This is a genomic window from Paucisalibacillus globulus DSM 18846, from assembly GCF_000482485.1.
Taxonomy (GTDB): Bacteria; Bacillota; Bacilli; order Bacillales; family Amphibacillaceae; genus Ornithinibacillus; species Ornithinibacillus globulus.
Genome location: NZ_AXVK01000020.1, coordinates 67,390 through 85,859, shown reverse-complemented (window position 1 = coordinate 85,859; position 18,470 = coordinate 67,390). Strand labels below are relative to the sequence as shown.

Genomic DNA, 18,470 nt, shown 5'->3' with positions numbered 1-18,470 from the left:
CACTTTTTCTGATGAAAATTCTCACATTTTTACGTTTAACTAATAACATATGAGGTGTCCTTAATGAATGAATACACAATGCCGATAGTATTCGGTGTCGTAGTAGGTACTATTGGAAGAATGATGATGTTACGAACAGATTATAGACAATATCCTACATATTTACATGGCAAAATAATTCATGTTGCACTAGGATTTATTGCTGCTTCTCTAGGCGCAGTCGCAGTACCTGCCATTATGGAAATGAACTTTACTGCTGTAACATTTTTGACTGTCGCGGCAACACAATTTCGTGAAGTAAGAAATATGGAAAGAAATACATTATCGGAAATTGATGATTTCGAACTTGTATCAAGAGGAAAAGCGTATATTGAGGGAATCGCAATATCGTTTGAAAGCAGAAATTATTTAGTTATTTTAACCGCATTTGTGGGTACATTGTTTTATTTAATTTGGAATGTATACATGGCTATTATTGGTGCGATTATTTGTCTAATTATTAGTAAGGTTTTACAAAGTGGTAGTACAATTAAGGATCTCGTTGATATTGAGTATGCTCCTCCACATTTTGATGGTGCGGGACTATACGTAGACAATATTTATATTATGAATATTGGATTACCAGAAAGACAAGAGGAAATTTTGAAATATGGTATGGGATTTGTATTAATACCAAAAAATTTAAATGTTGTAAACACGATTGCCCATTTGGGGCAAAGACAGGCCATATTACATGATGTATCAGTTTCTCTTGGTGTATTCCGAGATTCAGGAACGCCTGCATTAGTTCCATTAATTAAGCGTGACTTAGATGATGGGAGAATCGCAGTCTTTATATTACCTCAAATAAGAGATAGAGAAAAAGCAATTCAAATTATTGGTGCAGTACCTGTTTTGGAAACGGCAATTAGAATGCCTTCTAAATCGGATGTCCGTAATAGGGAGGCAAACTAAGTTATGGTTATTGAAAAATCGGTATTAGCAATTATTACAACTAATAAAGAAAAGGTAGCTGGTGGAGCTCCTATTTTTATTTGCAATGATTTTGACGAATTACAAAAAGTAGCAGCTAATTTAGAAGCAATTATTGATGGTATAGCTCACGCATTAAGTGATGAATTATTTATCATTGTTAAACATTAATAATTGTTAAGAATGGTATCTTTTGCTAGAATAGATAAAGTTAATTAAATGAATGTAAGAGAGGATGTACCTTTCGATGAGGAAAGCTGTTGTTGCCATAGTTGGTCGACCAAATGTTGGTAAATCTACCATTTTTAATAGACTAGTGGGCGAAAGAATTTCAATTGTTGAAGATATACCTGGTGTAACGAGAGATCGCATTTATTCACAAGCGGAGTGGCTTAATACTAATTTTGACCTAATTGATACAGGTGGTATTGAAATCGGGGATGAGCCACTACTAATTCAAATGCGTCAGCAAGCAGAAATTGCAATCGATGAAGCGGATGTAATTGTTTTTATCGTGAATGCAAAGGAAGGTATAACTGCTGCAGACGAAGAAGTAGCTAAGCTATTATTCAAATCTAATAAACCAATTGTACTTGCTGTAAACAAGGTTGATAATCCAGAAATGCGTAATGAAATCTATGAATACTATTCTTTAGGTTTCGGAGAACCATTCCCTATTTCTGGTTCACATGGACTTGGCCTTGGAGACTTATTGGATGAAGTGGTGAGTCATTTTCCAAAACTTGAGCAAGAAGAAGTAGACGAGGACACTATATACTTTAGTTTAATTGGTAGACCAAATGTTGGGAAGTCATCTTTGGTAAATGCTTTATTAAATGAAGAGCGTGTCATTGTAAGTGATATAGAAGGTACGACACGAGATGCAATTGACACTAAGTTAACTAAAGATGGTCAGGACTATGTAATTATTGACACTGCCGGAATGCGTAAACGTGGTAAGGTATATGAGTCCACAGAAAAATATAGTGTTCTCCGAGCACTTAGAGCGATTGATCGTTCAGACGTTGTTTTGGTTTTAATCGATGCAGATACCGGAATAAGAGAACAGGATAAAAAAATCGCAGGATATGCACATGATGCTGGACGCGGAATTGTAATTGTAGTCAATAAGTGGGACACTGTTGAAACAAATGAAAAGACTATGAAAGAATTTGAAGAGAAGATTAGAGCGCATTTTCAATTTTTAGATTATGCTCCAATAGTTTTCTTGTCTGCGAAAACAAAGAAACGTATACATACATTACTTCCTGTGGTACAAACTGCGAGCGATAGTCATGCAAAACGAATAGCTACCAATGTGTTGAATGATGTAATTATGGATGCTATAGCTATGAATCCAACTCCAACAGTAAAAGGACAAAGATTGAAGGTTTTATATGCCACACAAGTTGCAGTTAAGCCTCCAGCATTTGTTATCTTTGTCAATGACCCGGAATTAATGCATTTTTCATATAAGCGTTTTCTTGAAAATAAGATTAGGGATGCATTTGGGTTTGTTGGAACACCAATAAAAATCTTGGCTCGTAGACGATCATAGGGGGGATATATTTTGAAAAAAATAGCTGTTTTGGGTGCAGGAAGTTGGGGAACTGCTTTAAGTATTGTATTAGCTGATAATGGACACGATGTTCGCCTGTGGACTCATCGTAAAGAACAAGCTGACACAATTAATTCAATCCATAAAAATGAGCATTATTTAGAAATTATGATTCCAGAAAAAATAAAAGCTTTTTATAATATGGAAGAAGCGATTCATGAGGTGGATGCCATCCTAATTGTGGTGCCAACAAAGGCAATTCGTGAGGTTTGTCATGAACTGGATGGGATTCTTAAACATAAGCCAACTATCATACATGCAACGAAAGGCATTGAACCCGGTACTCTGAAGCGAGTTTCTCAAATGATTGATGAAGAAATGGAAAGTATTGTTTATGATGATATCGTTGTCCTATCTGGTCCTAGCCACGCAGAAGAAGTTGGTCAACGACAGCCAACAACTGTTACGGTTGCATCAATAAATGAAGAAAATGCAAAAAAAGCACAGGATCTATTCTTTAACGAAGTGTTTCGTGTTTATACAAGTAACGATGTGATTGGTATCGAGCTTGGTGGTGCATTAAAAAATATTATTGCATTAGGTGCTGGAATTTCAGACGGACTTGGGTTCGGTGACAATGCAAAGGCAGCTCTTATGACAAGAGGACTTGCTGAGATTACAAGACTTGGAACCTATTTAGGTGCTAATCCATTAAGTTTTCTTGGGTTGCCAGGTGTTGGTGACTTAATTGTTACATGTACGAGTGTACATAGTCGTAATTGGCGAGCGGGTAATTTACTAGGAAAAGGTAAGAATCTAGAAGATGTTCTTGAGCATATGGGAATGGTTGTAGAAGGTGTACGTACCGCAGAGGCAGCTTACCAATTCGCGAAAGACGAGAATGTAGAAATGCCGATTACAAATGGAATATATGATATTGTTTATAATAATAAAAAGCCAAAAGAAGTTGTGGAACAGTTGATGAACCGGGACAAACGGGAGGAAATGGATGATTTGGCATCTTTATTAAAGAACCGATATGCTCGCTAACACAAAGCAAATATTCCTTGCATATACTATGTTGAAGTAATTCTTGCAAGGAGGCGAGCGTGTGAGCAATAAAAGTAACAATCCTTTTGACAAAATTCAGCAAGGTGTAGGTATTAGTCCAAGCGAAATATATAAAGTTGCTGATTCAGTAAAAAGTGCTGATTTTTCAGATGAAAAAACCGTTCGAAGGTTGGTTAGACAGTTAGCTAAGATGGCAAATAAGCCCCTCTCTAGAGAGAAAGAAGACAAATTAGTTAAGTCTATTACCGGAAACAAAGTTCCAACGGACCTTAACTCGCTGAATCAGTTATTTAAAAAATAACGTCAGGCTGGGCAGGTGAGGATACAACCTCGTGTCTACTCGCATAAAATAAAACGCACAAGCATTCATAGATAGAGTCTGCTAAGGGTTTATTTAGTCAACCCAGGATGAAGAAGGCCCCTCTTCATCCTGGATTTTTTTATTTTGCTTTTTTTGTTGATGTTCTCACCAATTTAATTCGTCTTAATGGGTTGCTAACACAGTCTAAAACGGTATATCGAACTTAGGAAAGATGATTTACCTTTTTCAAGTAGACTTTATGGATTCAGTGCATCATTATAAAAATACTTTAATTTTAACGGTATATAGAAAAAAATTCTTAGAAAACCTTATTTTAAATGCCCATTCTCCTTCCGTATGATATAATAACGATTGCATAAATATGGACAAATAGATTTAGAGGTGAAAAAATGTCAGAATCAATGCTTAAGATGTGGATCTCTATTGCTGGAATGGGATTACTAATACTAGCAATTGGTCTTATTTTATTAAGCAGACATAAGCTGAAAGGGTTCTTTTCTATAATCGTTTCTTTAATAGCATATGTTAGCTTATTTTTGGGAGGCATTATTATACTTTATATCGTATTCAGTGGGCCAACTTTATAGGCTAATGGAGGTTTAATACATGAGGCATACATATAAATTAGTTGCAATTACCGCTCTGTTATTATTTTTAAGTGCATGTGCATATCCCAGTAATGAACTCGAGAAAAATCAACCCCCTAATCAAGCCCAACTTGATATGGTACAATCTGCCGTAGGGGATTATCAGGAACGTACTGATGGCTTACTACCAATTCGTACGAAGCCAAATGACACTCCTATTTTTGAAAAATATTTAATTGATTTTAATCTTTTGAAAGAACAGGGCAGCCTTACTGAGTTACCAGGAAATGCCTATGAGAATGGTGGTATCTACCAGTATGCCATTCTTAATCCTGAAACAAATCCACAAGTTAAATTAATCGATTTACGAATTACAAATGAGCTAAGGAATGTTCTTTTATTAATTAATTCGTATCGCGATAAAAATCTCTACCCACCATTTGGTGAAAAGATAGGTACCGATATTTATACCATTGATTATGAAAAAATAGGTATAGATGACCCATTAGTCATAGAAAGCCCGTATTCAGAAGCATTACTTCCAATTGTTATGGATACTGAAGGTAATATCTACGTAGACTATCGTATAGATTTGAACAATGCTCTAAAAGAATATGAACATAACTTTAAAGAAGGTGACGATATTCGTTTTCTATTAGCAGAAAATACACCTTTCTTACCAGCATATTCATTACCGACAACAATTAAAGACAATGAGCCAGTGTTCATGGTTCAATAAATTCTCATAATTATTCCCTTGCAGCATATATTTGTTGCAGGGGTTTTTTATTGCATTAATAGGGGTGATTAAAAAATACCGGACTACGGAAATTGAAATAATCATTTATTTTAATTCTTTTGCATATATTAAGTCATAATCTGATAGGACAACATCATAGAATTGTAATGTCAATTATTCGTAGTTTGTTCATTTAATATTGTAGTGATCGGGAGGGGATCGTTTGAAAAAGGTAGATATTTTTAAAGATATTTCGAAACGTACGAACGGTGATATATACCTAGGTATTGTTGGAGCTGTTCGGACAGGAAAATCAACATTCATAAAAAAGTTTATGGAACTAGTTGTGCTTCCAAACATTGAAGAAGAAAGTGAAAGAGCAAGAGCACAAGATGAACTACCGCAAAGTGCAGCAGGTAAAACTATTATGACAACCGAACCTAAGTTTATACCTAATCAAGCAGTAAATGTAAAAGTAGATGAAGGACTAGATGTCAATATTAGACTAGTAGATTGTGTAGGATATGCAGTGGAAGGAGCAAAAGGGTTTGAAGATGAGAACGGACCAAGAATGATCAATACCCCTTGGTATGAGGAACCTATTCCTTTTCATGATGCAGCAGAAATTGGAACAAGAAAGGTAATACAAGAACATTCTACAATTGGTGTTGTCGTAACAACAGATGGTTCTTTTGGTGACATCGAACGCGGCGATTACGTTGAGGCTGAGGCTAAAGTAATCGAAGAGTTAAAAGAGGTTGGTAAACCGTTCATTATGGTGGTCAACTCTGTCCATCCAACAAGTCAGCAAACAGAATTGTTAAGACAAGAGCTATCTGAACAATATGATATTCCTGTATTGGCAATGAGTGTTGAGTCAATGACAGAGCATGACGTGTACAATGTGCTACGTGAGGCACTTTATGAATTCCCTGTGTTAGAGGTTAATGTTAATCTTCCTAGCTGGGTAATGGTGTTGAATGACGAGCATTGGTTAAAAGAAAGCTACCAAGAAGCAATTCAATCAACAGTTAAAGATATAAAAAGATTACGTGATGTAGATAGTATAGTAGGTAATTTTGCAGACTATGATTATATTGACAAAGCAAATCTTGCTGGTATGGAAATGGGCGAAGGTATTGCGGAAATTGATTTACACGCCCCAGATTACCTATATGATCAAGTATTGAAGGAGATTGTTGGGGTTGAAATAAGAGGTAAGGATCATTTATTAGAATTAATGCAGGACTTTTCTTATGCAAAGAGACAATTTGATCAAGTTGCGAGTGCTTTACAAATGGTTAAGCAGACGGGATATGGTATTGCGGCGCCTACCTTGGAGGATATGGAACTGGAAGAACCGGAAATTATTCGTCAAGGATCAAGGTTTGGAGTTAGGCTGAAAGCAGTTGCTCCTTCTATTCACATGATTAGAGTAGAGGTTGAGTCAGAATTTGCTCCAATCATTGGTACAGAGAAACAAAGTGAAGAATTAGTGAGATACTTAATGCAAGACTTTGAAGAAGATCCATTATCAATTTGGGAATCTGACATATTCGGTAGATCACTTAGCTCTATTGTAAGGGAAGGTATTCAAGCAAAGATATCTCTAATGCCTGAAAACGCACGTTATAAGCTTAAAGAAACACTAGAGAGAATTATTAATGAAGGCTCTGGTGGATTAATAGCTATCATTTTATAAAATAAACAGCAGCTAAACGGCTGCTGTTTATTTCATTGTGTTGTTTTCTAATAGATTATTGTTAAGCATACAACTTTTATAGAATGCGCAGTAATAAGGTCTATGTTTTCTTGATTCGGTCGCATGATGTGTGTGACAGGGCTCATATTTTCTCGAATCGGTCGCATGATTTGTAAAATTAGTTATAACTTTAAGTTTCTACGCATTTTCCATCAATAAAAAAGTTAATCGCAGCTAACTATACGGAATCAGCTTTTTATATTTAAATTAAAAATTAAGAAGGAATATTGATAAATGTATCGAATAGCTATGTATAAGGCTCTTGTATGATAGCCCTTTCTTTACCAAAAAATGGCAGTGATTTAAGTGTTTTCAACGCAAAATCGCATAAAATATAAAAAAATAGTAACTTTTTGTTGAATTTTAAAGGAATCTCGTTTAATATTAGCCTTGTCCCTATTGATTATAGGGGCATTCGAGTATAAAAGTTGGTAAATTGGTTAACAAATGATAAGAGATAATATTTGTACCAATGTGACCCTATTCTTTTTTGGGAGGAGGTGAATGTCATGAATAAAACGGATTTAGTAAATGCTGTTGCTGAAAAGAGCGAACTTTCTAAAAAAGATGCTACAAAAGCTGTTGATGCAGTTTTCGAAGCTGTCATGGATTCACTTAAAAATGGTGAAAAAGTACAATTAATCGGTTTCGGTAATTTCGAAGTACGTGAACGTTCTGCACGTAAAGGTCGTAACCCACAAACTGGGGAAGAAATCGAAATCCCTGCAAGTAAAGTTCCTGCTTTCAAACCAGGTAAAGCCCTTAAAGACAGCGTAAAATAATACGTACATAGGGTTAAAGGGTGCGTTCATACGCACCCTTTTTTCTTTTTCGTAGTTAGGAAAGTAATTAAACTATCTGCACTATAGAAAAACTAAGTTTTAACTATACTTGGGTGAATATGGGTTTTTCTAATATTACTTTTTAAATGCGATAATACTATTAGTACTATACGAAGGAGTGAAAAATATGAATAATAACACTGACTTTTTCGTCATAAAAGCTCTTGAAGATGGTGTAAATGTTATTGGATTGACTAGAGGTTCAGATACAAAGTTTCATCATTCCGAAAAGCTGGATAAAGGTGAAATAATGATAGCTCAATTCACAGAGCATACCTCAGCAGTGAAAGTTAGAGGGAAAGCAATCATTCAAACAAGCCATGGTGAAGTAAGCAATAATTAACCGGAAAATTATAACAATAACTCAAATACATATAATCCAACTTTTAGACTATCGTACATAAATAAATATGTTATAATGACTTAGGTGACATTAAGGCTTGAAGGGCTAAGGTGATTATATTGCTTGCTATGGAGAGGGAAATACAACAATTGAGGCTACAGATTGAAGAGAAGATTCAGCATTCTTTCCTGTTAAGATATATCCATAAACCTGAGATTGATGAATATAAACTCTACTTTCTTCATTATATTTTAAATAAAACAGTATTAGCCCCTAATGTAAAAGAGCAGCTAATTATTTCAACAATGCTTGTTCAAATTGCATTAGATATACATGAGAAAATTCCTGATGATTTTGAGGATAGCGGTACTTCTATTGGCGTTGATAGTCAATTATCCGTATTAGCTGGTGATTACTATAGTGGATTATATTATTCCTTGTTGGCGGATATAGAAGAACGAGAATATATCACATTACTTGCAACTGCAATTAAACAGATCAATGAATTGAAAATGAACCTTTATTATTTGGAAAACGAGTCACTTGAAGTTTATTTAGAAACTCGTAAACAAATTCATTCGTTGCTTATTAAATATATTGCTGACAAAACTCAAGTAAATCAAGATATCCATGTGATTGAAGAAATATTACTAATCAATGAAATAATAAATAATTCTTATCATTCTTTTGATCAAGATAAACAAAGCATTCTTGAAAAGCAAGTAAATAAAACAAAAGGTATGATAGATAAACTTTCTGAACGTCAAAAACAAGATTTTACTCCATTACTTGACTCCATTATCTATCAACATACCTCTTCGGAGATGGAATAAGATGCAAGAAAAAACAAAAGAAGAACGAGTACACCATGTATTCGAAAAAATATATGACAAATATGATACGATGAATTCTATCATTTCTTTTCAAAGACATAAATCCTGGAGAAAAGATGTAATGAAGCAAATGAATGTATCAAACGGTGCATCAGCATTAGATGTCTGTTGTGGCACAGGAGATTGGTCTATTTCACTTGCTGAAGTAGTTGGACATACTGGAAAAGTAATCGGACTTGATTTTAGCCAGAATATGTTATCTGTTGCAGTGGAGAAAAACAATGATTACAACTATGAACAACTATCATTTGTCCATGGAAACGCAATGGAGTTGCCATTTGAGGATAATTCCTTTGATTTTGTTACCATTGGATTTGGACTTAGAAATGTACCTGATTATATGACTGTACTTCAGGAAATGTATCGTGTAGTTAAGCCAGGTGGAAAAGTTGTTTGTTTAGAAACTTCTCAGCCAACTATGTTTGGGTTCAAGCAATTATATTTCTTCTATTTCCGTTTTATCATGCCGTTGTTCGGTAGGATTTTTGCTAAAAGTTATGAAGAATATGCTTGGTTAAATGAATCAACTAGAGATTTTCCAGACAAACTTACATTAAAGAAAATGTTTACTGATGCTGGATTTTCCAGTGTGAAAGTTAAAAGTTATACTGGCGGAGTAGCTGCCATGCATATGGGAATTAAATAATTCTTATTAGTTTGTACAAAACAAAAGGTGAATCACATGAAATTACCAAAAACATATAACTACCTAAAGAAGGACTTGGACTTAATTGAATCATCCTTAATGGAGACAATACAGGCCAACCATCCCGTTCTAAGAGAAGCATCTACTCAATTGCTAAAGGCAGGAGGAAAACGTATTCGACCTGTCTTTGTTTTGTTGTCTAGCCAATTTGGTAAGGTTGATATGGAACAAGTAATAAATGTTGCTGTTTCCTTAGAATTAATACATATGGCAACTCTTGTTCATGATGACGTCATTGACGACGCGTCATTAAGAAGGGGAAAGCCAACAATAAAAAAACAATATGGCAACCGTGTGGCAATGTATACCGGTGATTATATATTAGCCCGTGCATTAGAAACAATAACTCAAATCCCCAATCCTGACATACATAAAACACTTTCAGAAGCATTGGTTGAAGTGAGTTTAGGTGAAATAGAACAAATTAAAGAGAAGTTTAATTGGGATCAAAATATTAAAACTTATTTTAGAAGAATTAAACGAAAAACTGCTTTGTTGCTGGCATCAAGTTGCAAACTAGGGGCAATGACTTCTGGTTTATCACAAAAAGAAATTAACAGTTTATACCACTATGGTTATTATATCGGAATGAGTTATCAAATAATCGATGATATTCTTGATTTTACTTCATCTGCAGAGCAACTTGGAAAACCTGCAGGCAATGATTTATTTCAAGGCAATATAACATTACCAGTATTATTTGCAATGGAAAATGATGAATTTAATCTATTATTAAGAAATACTTTTAAAAGCCCTGAACAGGTTACGAAAGAACAAATGGATAACGTAATTCGTGCATTAAAAGAGACTAATGCTATCGAAATGTCCTATGTAATTAGTGAGCGTTATTTAAGAAAGGCTTTTCTTGCACTGAAAGATTTCCCAAATAATAAAGCGAAAATCTCATTAGAACAAATTGCGAAATATATCGGAAAGAGAAAACAATAGAATTTATTGTTATTTTTAAGAAAATTTGATAGAATTAAAACGGTTACATAATCATATTCGATATACTTAAACGAGGTGTAAACGTGGAAAAAACATTTTTAATGGTTAAACCAGACGGCGTACAAAGAAATCTAGTAGGTGAAGTAGTAAATCGCTTCGAAAGAAAAGGCTTTAAATTAGTAGGAGCAAAATTAATGCAAATCACTGATGAGTTAGCAAGTGAGCACTATGGTGAACATAAAGAACGTCCATTCTTTGGTGAACTAGTTGACTTTATCACTTCTGGACCTGTTTTTGCGATGGTTTGGGAAGGTGAAAATGTTATAAAAACAGCTCGTGAAATGATGGGTAAAACAAATCCAGCAGAAGCCGCTCCTGGAACGGTTAGAGGTGATTATGGAGTAACAGTTGGTAAGAACGTTATCCATGGTTCTGACTCACCTGAAAGTGCTGAAAGAGAGATTAACTTGTTCTTTGATAAAAAAGAATTAGTTGGCTATGATAAACAAGATAAAGTTTGGATTTACTAATATTAAACAAACGCCTCCATTTGAATAATGGAGGTATTTTATATTTTATACATTTTGTTTGTAACTTGAATGCAAAGTTGATTATAATTAGATATTGAGCAGAAAATGTACAGAATTTCCATTGGAAGTATAGGAAATAGCGAGATCTACAGTGAGCGAAGAAAGTCGGGAATCACTTATTGACTCCTATATTAAAAAGAAAGTCTAGTGTGTATTGATCTACGGACTTCATTATGATAGATAAGAGGAGAAACAGATGTTGGATGATTACCATTTATTTACTGAGAAAGTCTATACCAAGCTAGGAATTGATTTACAACAATATAAAGAAGCCCAAATGAAAAGAAGGCTAACTTCACTACGAGAAAAAAGAGGCTACCAGGATTTCATCACATATTTTAATGCAATCAACAAGGATATTGATCTTTTACATGAATTCGTAGATAGAATCACAATTAATGTTTCAGAATTCTATAGAAATCCTAAGCGTTGGGATGTATTAAAGGATATTATCATCCCATTAATAAAAACTAATACAAAAGAGCTATCGATTTGGAGTGCTGCCTGCTCAACGGGCGAAGAACCTTATAGTATAGCAATTTTATTAAAAGAACATTTTCCAGATGTGAAAACTAAAATACTAGCAACTGATATTGATGAAAAAGTACTAGAAAAAGCGAAACAAGGGCTTTATCTAGAACAAGCTTTAAAAGAATTACCAGCTAATCTAAAAGCTAAGTATTTCAATAGAAATGGTAGTCAATTTGAAGTTGACTCTGCTATTAAAAGTAAAGTGACTTTTAAAAAACATAATTTGCTTGAAGATACGTATCCCACTCAAGTAGATTTAATCATTTGTAGAAATGTATTGATATATTTCACAGATCAAGCGAAAGATAAAATCTATAATAACTTCTCAAGTTCTCTTTCGAATAATGGTGTTTTATTTGTTGGAAGTACTGAGCAAATTTTTAGTCCAAATAAATATGGAATAAAGTTACTTGATACTTTTTTCTATCAAAAAACAAATCAATAAAAGAATGCTCTTATCATACAGATAGAGAGCATTTTTTTCTGTTTTAGAGGTTAATTAGTTTATACTAATAATATAAAGCTATTTACTAAAACATGTTGTATATAGAGGAAATGGATTAAAGGAGGACAATCATGCGCTATTTAACAGCAGGTGAATCACATGGAAAACAATTAACAACGATAATAGAAGGAATTCCTGCGCAAATGCCTTTAATAAAAGAAAATATAAATGAATCACTACTCAGGAGACAAAAGGGCTATGGTCGGGGTAAACGAATGCAAATCGAGAAAGACTTAGTTGAAATAACAAGTGGTGTTCGACATGGCTATACGTTAGGGTCACCTATTTCTTTAGTTATACATAATGACGATTTTAAGCATTGGACCGATATAATGGGAGAAGATCCTATAGATGACACTGCTTCTTTAAGAAGGGTTGTTACTAGACCGAGACCCGGACATGCTGATTTAAATGGTGCCTTAAAATATGGACACCGCGATATGCGTAATGTTCTAGAACGTTCATCTGCTCGTGAAACGGCAGCTAGAGTTGCAGCAGGTGCAGTTGCTAAAACAATGCTCCTCCATTTAGGTATCGAGATTTGTGGATATGTAAAAGAAATTGGTGGTATTCACGCAGAAGAAAACACAACATTAACTATAAAGGATAGACAAGAAATTTCAGAAGATTCTCCTGTTCGAACATTGGATAAAAAAGCAGAAAAGCTAATGATGGATAGAATTGATTTTGCGAAAAAAAATGGTGATTCTCTTGGTGGTGTAACGGAGGTTTATGTTGAAGGTATGCCTGCGGGAATTGGATCTTATGTTCACTATGACCGAAAATTAGACAGCCGAATTGCTGGAGCTGTTGTCAGCATAAATGCATATAAAGGAGTAGAGTTCGGTATCGGATTTGAGGCCGCTAGACGAAATGGTAGTGAGGTCCATGATGAAATAAGCTGGAACGAAGAAATTGGATATTTTCGTAATTCCAATCGTTTAGGTGGTTTTGAAGGTGGAATGACCACTGGAATGCCTATCATTGTAAAAGGAGTAATGAAGCCTATCCCAACTTTAATGAAGCCGTTAAAAAGTGTAGATATAGAAACAAAGGAAACTTTTCAAGCTAGTGTAGAGCGGTCGGACGCATGTGCTGTTCCTGCTGCAGCAGTTGTCATGGAACATGTTGTTGCGTTTGAACTAGCAAGAGCACTACTTGAACAATTTCCGCATGATCGTTTCTCTGTACTAAAAGAAGCTATCTACCAATATCGTGAAGAAATAAGGGGTTTCTAAATGAAAACTATTCATGTCGATTCAACGATTCAATCCTATGATATTATTATAGGGAAAGAGATACGGCATCGTGTTGGGGATTTTTTAACGAAAAGTTATTCTTCTATCCTTGTTATTACAGATACAAATGTTGCAAATTTATATGTAGATGATATCATTAATGGTTTCCATGGACTACCAGTTTTTGTGGAAGTTGTTCATGCTGGAGAAGCGACAAAAGGCATTACTTCTTATTATAATCTTCTTACAAAAGCAATTAATTATGGACTTGATCGAAAATCACTTATCATCGCTTTGGGTGGGGGAGTAATTGGTGACTTAGCAGGATTTGTTGCAGCAACATTTATGCGTGGAATTGATTATATTCAGGTTCCAACTACCATACTTGCACACGACAGTAGTGTTGGTGGTAAGGTAGCAATTAATCATGAAAGTGGTAAAAATTTAATTGGTAGCTTCTATCCACCTACACTTGTGCTTTATGATATGGATACTCTTAAAACCTTACCGGAAAGAGAAATACGTTCAGGCTATGCAGAACTTATAAAAGAAGCAATGCTGGCTGATATAGATTTATTGGATAGGTTACTTCATACATCCTTACCAAAATTTCAGGATGTGGATTTGGCATTTTTCCTGGAGAGTGGAATTAAGATAAAAGCGGAAATCGTTGAACAGGATGAAAAAGAAAGTGGAAGACGTATGTTTTTAAATCTGGGACATACATTGGGGCATGCCTTAGAAGTAAGGTTTGGATATGGAGTTCTAACTCACGGAGAAGCAGTAGCAATAGGTATATTATTTGCACTATTTGTTAGTGAAAGAGAACTGAACACTAATCTCCCAATTCATCGTATTAAAATATGGCTTATGAAAAATGGTTATCCATTAACTGTACCAGCTGAAATGATTAACGACTTGTTCGATTTAATGAAACGTGATAAAAAAACTACAAATAAACAAATTCAAATGGTTCTCCTACAAAACCTAATGGAACCGGTTGTTCTTTCAATTGATGATTTGAAATTAAAAGACTATCTTACTGCCTTTATATGTGAAGAGATGAAAGAGGTGAAATAGGTGGAAACTCTACCATTACAACCATCTATACGAATTTCTGGCGTAGTAGAAGTACCTGGCGATAAATCTATTTCGCATCGTGCGGTTATACTTGGTTCTATTGCTAATGGAACTACAATAATTGAAAATTTTTTAGAAGGTGAAGATTGTATGCGCACAGTCGACACGTTTCGGAAAATGAGTGTTAACATAGAGAAATGTGGTTCAACAATCAAAATTGAAGGAAAAGGAAAAGACAACCTAAAGGAGCCTATAGAGCCTATCTATTTTGGAAATTCAGGTACAACAGCTAGATTAATGTTAGGATTACTTGCGAGTTTACCATTTTCTTCATTTGTTTATGGAGACCAGTCACTAACTAAACGTCCCATGGATCGAGTAATTATTCCTTTGCAAGAAATGGGTGGGGATTTTATAGGTAGAAAGAAAACTAGTTATCTTCCATTAGCTCTTAATGGAGGAAATTTACATGGGATAACCTATAATATGCCTGTTAATAGCGCACAAGTAAAATCAGCCATATTATTAGCTGGGATAGGGGCAAAGGGTAAAACGAAGGTAATTGAAAATTATCCTACTAGAAACCACACCGAAAATATGCTTCAAGCATTCGGTGCTACTATTAAAATAACTGATAATGAAATTGAAGTTGAGAATAGCGATGAACTTAAAGCTACAAATATTTATGTACCTGGGGATATTTCTTCAGCGGCATTCTTGTTAACAGCTGCAGCAATAATTCCAGGTAGCAGGCTAGTTATTAATAATGTTGGTTTAAATAGTACTAGGGCAGGTTTTTTAGAAGTATTGGAAAGAATGGGGGCAAATGTTTCCATTCTCAGAGAAACTAAAAATGCAGGAGAATTAATTGGTGATATTCAAGTTACACACAGTCCCTTAAAAGGCATTACAATAGAAGGGGAGATAATTCCAAGACTTATCGATGAAATTCCAATTATTGCATTACTTGCTACACAGGCCGAAGGGAAAACTATAATTCGGAATGCAGAAGAATTAAGGGTTAAGGAAACAGATAGGATTAATGCTATTGTTGAAGTATTATCTAAATTAGGTGCACGCATCGAAGCAACAGACGATGGTATGGTGATTGAAGGGAAAACACCATTAATTGGAGGAACGGTCATGTCGTATCATGATCACCGTATTGCAATGATGGCAGTAATAGCTTCCCTCATTACAAAGGATAATGTAAACATTGATGAGCTAGCATCGATTTCTATTTCTTATCCTAATTTTATGGATGATCTAAATAGCATCATTCAAAAGGATATATAATGAGCAACGTCGAATGTTAAACGGAAAGGATTTTGAATATGTCTATTTTAGAAGAAGCTAATAGATTCATGGAAGATGACCAAGTTGATCAAGCAATAGACCTTATTAATCGTCATATAGAACATGCAACAGATAATGAACTATTTGGATATGCTTCGTTTTATATGAATTGGGGGTTTCTACTAGAAGCAGAAACTATTTTAAGCCAATTATTAGCTAATTATCCTGATGAAAGTGAACTTAAAATATTATTAACTGATATTTATATTGAACAACAGAGGGATGAAGATGCGATTGACTTACTAAATTCTATTCCTAAGAATGATGAAGCATATTTACAAGCGCTAGTCTCACTCGCTGATCTTTATCAGGCACAAGGGCTATATGAAGTTGCAGAACAAAAACTTCAATATGCAAAAGAATTAAATCCGTCGGAACCAATTATAGATTTAGCTCTTGGAGAACTTTATTATTCTTCAGGTGATTTCAAACGAGCAATAACATTTTACGAGAAGTCTGTGAGAATGGACGTACCAGAAATTCCAATTCATGAAAGATTAGCAGAATCGTATTTAAATGTTGGAGAATTTGAGCTTGCACTTAACTTTTACGAAAAAACGACTAGTAAAAATCCAGACACATTATTTAAATACGGTTTTACTGCTTATGAAGCGGACAGGAATGATATCGCTATTAATATATGGAATGAATTAATTGAAGAAGATCCATATTATCATACGGCTTACATTCAACTAGCTAAAGTGTATGAAGCAGAAGAAAGAATTCAAGAGGCATATGAAACGGCATTAAAAGGAATCAAGATGGATGAATTTAATAAAGAGTTGTACTTTCTTGCCGGAAGTTTAGCGCATCAATTAGGTCATGAGGAACAAACCGAAAACTATATACGTGAAGCTGTTAATTTAGATGCGGATTATAAAGAAGCAGTTTTATTTTTAATTGAAATATTGAAAGAAAAAGATAGACAGGATGATATCATTGAATTAATTACTGTAGTGAAAGAAATTGGCGGGGATGATCCATTATATGATTGGGAATTAGCACGAGCATATAATGAAATTGAATCATATAATGATGCATTAAATCATTACAGGGAAGCATATAATAGCTTACAACATGATAATGACTTCTTAAAAGAATACGGATACTTCTTAATGGAAGAAGGGAGGACTGGCGAAGCAATTAAAGTATTTACTGCATATTTACAAGATGATCCTCAAGATGATGAAATAATAGAATATGTTAATCGCTTGAAACAAATGTGAATTTTGGCAGTAGGGAGGAGGTAGTTAACTCTATGCAAGCACCTGTATCAGTTAAAGATAAAAAGATTTTTTTACAGTGGTTTCTAAATAATTACCAGTTGAAAAAAAGAGAAAGTGTATGGATCTTAAACTATTTAATAAATCATCACGAAATATTAGAAAATGTTCATTTTGTACATGATGCGAAATTTTGTTTGAGAAGCGTAATTATTACAACTCAGTGTTCAAAAGAAGTTCCTTTTCGGTTTTATAAAAACCACTTGGTGACAACAGATGCAGAAAAAGCATTTCATGATATTCGTTTAAATCAACATGAATCTCTGTATATTCAACTAAATTTTAATAATGCAAACCAAAATCATATGTATGCTGCAGTTTTAGAGGAAAACCCCTTTGTTCCCGATGAGTATATGATTACCCAACAAGATAAAGAAAATGCATCTATTCTTTTGGAACGTTCACTATATGAATTTCAAAAAAAGCAATTATTAGTTAAAATTGATCGGTCTTTAGATGAAGAGAACCGAGAGGAATTTAATAAATTAGTAAAAGAGCTTCGAATCCTCGAGGCAAAAATGTTAAGTCAACCTACCTTGCAAGAGCAATAGGTTGATTTTTTTTGTGTTCATGCGTAACATTTACATGGTAATTATTATTAATTTGCTAATCTTGGTAAATACTATTAAGAGGTGACTACATAATGCAATGGACTAAAAGGGATATGGGTGTATATGTCGGGTCAAAAGAATTTATTGACACCGCTATCATTCCAATTCTACCCTTTCAATTATCCCAAGAATCAAATCTGAGTAAAAGTACTTCTAAAAGAGAAGTTTTATCGATCTTTGCGACAGAAATTGAAAAAGAATTATCTGGAAGAGTACTATTGATTCCAAATTATTATTATTTGGAATACGGAGATAAATTGGAAGAAGCGAAGCGATTAAATAGTTGGAACGAAGAAATACAAAAGCAGCCATTTGAACATGTATTTATCTTAACATTTGATTCAGGATGGAAACGGTTTGAAAAAGACTTACAGGCTAATCTTTTGTGGGTCCCAGGATTCCAGGCAGATGACCCTAATTCGGATGAAATGAGGCAAATGATAAGAGGTCAAGTATCAGATGTTGTAGAACTTATACGTAGTTACTGGTGATATTAATTAAAAAGTGAAATCTTTCAGAACAAAAATGGATAT

Annotated in this window: 21 protein-coding genes; all 21 read left to right on the top strand. The window is 34.3% G+C overall.

What is annotated here, in order from left to right; all coding sequences use genetic code 11:
* Nucleotides 1–63: 63 nt before the first annotated feature.
* The 21 genes from K332_RS0105545 (at nucleotide 64) to K332_RS0105445 (ending at nucleotide 18,428) form a co-directional block, all read left to right on the top strand.
* Nucleotides 64–954: a YIEGIA family protein gene (locus K332_RS0105545; RefSeq protein ID WP_026906569.1), complete on the top strand. Its 891-nt coding sequence runs from the start codon at nucleotides 64–66 to the stop codon at nucleotides 952–954.
* A 3-nt stretch (nucleotides 955–957) separates the two neighbouring features.
* On the top strand, nucleotides 958–1,143 hold the full coding sequence (locus K332_RS0105540; protein WP_026906568.1) for a capping complex subunit for YIEGIA: 186 nt from the start codon (nucleotides 958–960) through the stop codon (nucleotides 1,141–1,143).
* 76 nt (nucleotides 1,144–1,219) lie between these two features.
* Entirely contained in the window at nucleotides 1,220–2,530 is a 1,311-nt protein-coding gene (gene der, locus K332_RS0105535) for a ribosome biogenesis GTPase Der (protein ID WP_026906567.1), read from the top strand.
* Between the two features lie 12 nt (nucleotides 2,531–2,542).
* Nucleotides 2,543–3,580, top strand: coding sequence for an NAD(P)H-dependent glycerol-3-phosphate dehydrogenase (locus tag K332_RS0105530; protein ID WP_026906566.1), 1,038 nt, complete (start codon nucleotides 2,543–2,545; stop codon nucleotides 3,578–3,580).
* Between the two features lie 61 nt (nucleotides 3,581–3,641).
* Nucleotides 3,642–3,902 carry a stage VI sporulation protein F gene (locus tag K332_RS0105525; protein ID WP_026906565.1) on the top strand — a complete coding sequence of 87 codons (261 nt, stop codon included), beginning with the start codon at nucleotides 3,642–3,644 and terminating at the stop codon, nucleotides 3,900–3,902.
* Between the two features lie 410 nt (nucleotides 3,903–4,312).
* Nucleotides 4,313–4,510: a DUF2768 domain-containing protein gene (locus K332_RS0105520; protein ID WP_026906564.1), complete on the top strand. Its 198-nt coding sequence runs from the start codon at nucleotides 4,313–4,315 to the stop codon at nucleotides 4,508–4,510.
* Between the two features lie 19 nt (nucleotides 4,511–4,529).
* Nucleotides 4,530–5,249: a hypothetical protein gene (locus tag K332_RS0105515; protein WP_026906563.1), complete on the top strand. Its 720-nt coding sequence runs from the start codon at nucleotides 4,530–4,532 to the stop codon at nucleotides 5,247–5,249.
* 223 nt (nucleotides 5,250–5,472) lie between these two features.
* Nucleotides 5,473–6,951, top strand: coding sequence for a stage IV sporulation protein A (spoIVA, locus tag K332_RS0105510; RefSeq protein WP_026906562.1), 1,479 nt, complete (start codon nucleotides 5,473–5,475; stop codon nucleotides 6,949–6,951).
* Nucleotides 6,952–7,520: 569 nt separating this feature from the next.
* Nucleotides 7,521–7,793 carry an HU family DNA-binding protein gene (locus K332_RS0105505; RefSeq protein ID WP_036688170.1) on the top strand — a complete coding sequence of 91 codons (273 nt, stop codon included), beginning with the start codon at nucleotides 7,521–7,523 and terminating at the stop codon, nucleotides 7,791–7,793.
* Nucleotides 7,794–7,980: 187 nt separating this feature from the next.
* Nucleotides 7,981–8,196, top strand: a complete 216-nt coding sequence (gene mtrB / locus K332_RS0105500; protein WP_026906560.1) for a trp RNA-binding attenuation protein MtrB — start codon at nucleotides 7,981–7,983, stop codon at nucleotides 8,194–8,196.
* Between the two features lie 149 nt (nucleotides 8,197–8,345).
* The gene (locus K332_RS21955; RefSeq protein WP_169727350.1) at nucleotides 8,346–9,029 is read left to right on the top strand and encodes a heptaprenyl diphosphate synthase component 1; all 684 of its coding nucleotides are present in this window, start codon (nucleotides 8,346–8,348) and stop codon (nucleotides 9,027–9,029) included.
* A gap of 1 nt (nucleotide 9,030) precedes the next feature.
* Nucleotides 9,031–9,735: a demethylmenaquinone methyltransferase gene (gene menG / locus K332_RS0105490; RefSeq protein ID WP_026906559.1), complete on the top strand. Its 705-nt coding sequence runs from the start codon at nucleotides 9,031–9,033 to the stop codon at nucleotides 9,733–9,735.
* 36 nt (nucleotides 9,736–9,771) lie between these two features.
* Entirely contained in the window at nucleotides 9,772–10,743 is a 972-nt protein-coding gene (gene hepT, locus K332_RS0105485; RefSeq protein ID WP_026906558.1) for a heptaprenyl diphosphate synthase component II, read from the top strand.
* A gap of 83 nt (nucleotides 10,744–10,826) precedes the next feature.
* The gene (ndk, locus tag K332_RS0105480) at nucleotides 10,827–11,273 is read left to right on the top strand and encodes a nucleoside-diphosphate kinase (RefSeq protein ID WP_026906557.1); all 447 of its coding nucleotides are present in this window, start codon (nucleotides 10,827–10,829) and stop codon (nucleotides 11,271–11,273) included.
* Between the two features lie 259 nt (nucleotides 11,274–11,532).
* Nucleotides 11,533–12,309, top strand: coding sequence for a CheR family methyltransferase (locus K332_RS0105475; RefSeq protein ID WP_026906556.1), 777 nt, complete (start codon nucleotides 11,533–11,535; stop codon nucleotides 12,307–12,309).
* Between the two features lie 131 nt (nucleotides 12,310–12,440).
* The gene (aroC, locus tag K332_RS0105470) at nucleotides 12,441–13,607 is read left to right on the top strand and encodes a chorismate synthase (RefSeq protein ID WP_026906555.1); all 1,167 of its coding nucleotides are present in this window, start codon (nucleotides 12,441–12,443) and stop codon (nucleotides 13,605–13,607) included.
* Nucleotides 13,608–14,687, top strand: a complete 1,080-nt coding sequence (gene aroB / locus K332_RS0105465; protein ID WP_026906554.1) for a 3-dehydroquinate synthase — start codon at nucleotides 13,608–13,610, stop codon at nucleotides 14,685–14,687.
* Nucleotides 14,688–15,983 carry a 3-phosphoshikimate 1-carboxyvinyltransferase gene (aroA, locus tag K332_RS0105460; RefSeq protein WP_026906553.1) on the top strand — a complete coding sequence of 432 codons (1,296 nt, stop codon included), beginning with the start codon at nucleotides 14,688–14,690 and terminating at the stop codon, nucleotides 15,981–15,983.
* Between the two features lie 38 nt (nucleotides 15,984–16,021).
* Nucleotides 16,022–17,269, top strand: a complete 1,248-nt coding sequence (locus K332_RS0105455; RefSeq protein WP_026906552.1) for a tetratricopeptide repeat protein — start codon at nucleotides 16,022–16,024, stop codon at nucleotides 17,267–17,269.
* Between the two features lie 32 nt (nucleotides 17,270–17,301).
* A complete protein-coding gene (locus K332_RS0105450) occupies nucleotides 17,302–17,877 on the top strand; it encodes a ReoY family proteolytic degradation factor (RefSeq protein WP_026906551.1) in 576 nt (191 codons plus the stop codon).
* Between the two features lie 92 nt (nucleotides 17,878–17,969).
* The gene (locus K332_RS0105445) at nucleotides 17,970–18,428 is read left to right on the top strand and encodes a DUF2487 family protein (RefSeq protein WP_026906550.1); all 459 of its coding nucleotides are present in this window, start codon (nucleotides 17,970–17,972) and stop codon (nucleotides 18,426–18,428) included.
* Nucleotides 18,429–18,470 lie beyond the last annotated feature (42 nt).

Coding starts and splice junctions, on each gene's coding strand:
- K332_RS0105545 (WP_026906569.1), top strand. CDS start 64: ATGAATGAATACACAATGCCGATAGTATTCGGTGTCGTAGTAGGTACT.
- K332_RS0105540 (WP_026906568.1), top strand. CDS start 958: ATGGTTATTGAAAAATCGGTATTAGCAATTATTACAACTAATAAAGAA.
- der (WP_026906567.1), top strand. CDS start 1,220: ATGAGGAAAGCTGTTGTTGCCATAGTTGGTCGACCAAATGTTGGTAAA.
- K332_RS0105520 (WP_026906564.1), top strand. CDS start 4,313: ATGTCAGAATCAATGCTTAAGATGTGGATCTCTATTGCTGGAATGGGA.
- K332_RS0105515 (WP_026906563.1), top strand. CDS start 4,530: ATGAGGCATACATATAAATTAGTTGCAATTACCGCTCTGTTATTATTT.
- K332_RS0105505 (WP_036688170.1), top strand. CDS start 7,521: ATGAATAAAACGGATTTAGTAAATGCTGTTGCTGAAAAGAGCGAACTT.
- mtrB (WP_026906560.1), top strand. CDS start 7,981: ATGAATAATAACACTGACTTTTTCGTCATAAAAGCTCTTGAAGATGGT.
- menG (WP_026906559.1), top strand. CDS start 9,031: ATGCAAGAAAAAACAAAAGAAGAACGAGTACACCATGTATTCGAAAAA.
- hepT (WP_026906558.1), top strand. CDS start 9,772: ATGAAATTACCAAAAACATATAACTACCTAAAGAAGGACTTGGACTTA.
- aroC (WP_026906555.1), top strand. CDS start 12,441: ATGCGCTATTTAACAGCAGGTGAATCACATGGAAAACAATTAACAACG.
- aroB (WP_026906554.1), top strand. CDS start 13,608: ATGAAAACTATTCATGTCGATTCAACGATTCAATCCTATGATATTATT.
- K332_RS0105455 (WP_026906552.1), top strand. CDS start 16,022: ATGTCTATTTTAGAAGAAGCTAATAGATTCATGGAAGATGACCAAGTT.
- K332_RS0105450 (WP_026906551.1), top strand. CDS start 17,302: ATGCAAGCACCTGTATCAGTTAAAGATAAAAAGATTTTTTTACAGTGG.
- K332_RS0105445 (WP_026906550.1), top strand. CDS start 17,970: ATGCAATGGACTAAAAGGGATATGGGTGTATATGTCGGGTCAAAAGAA.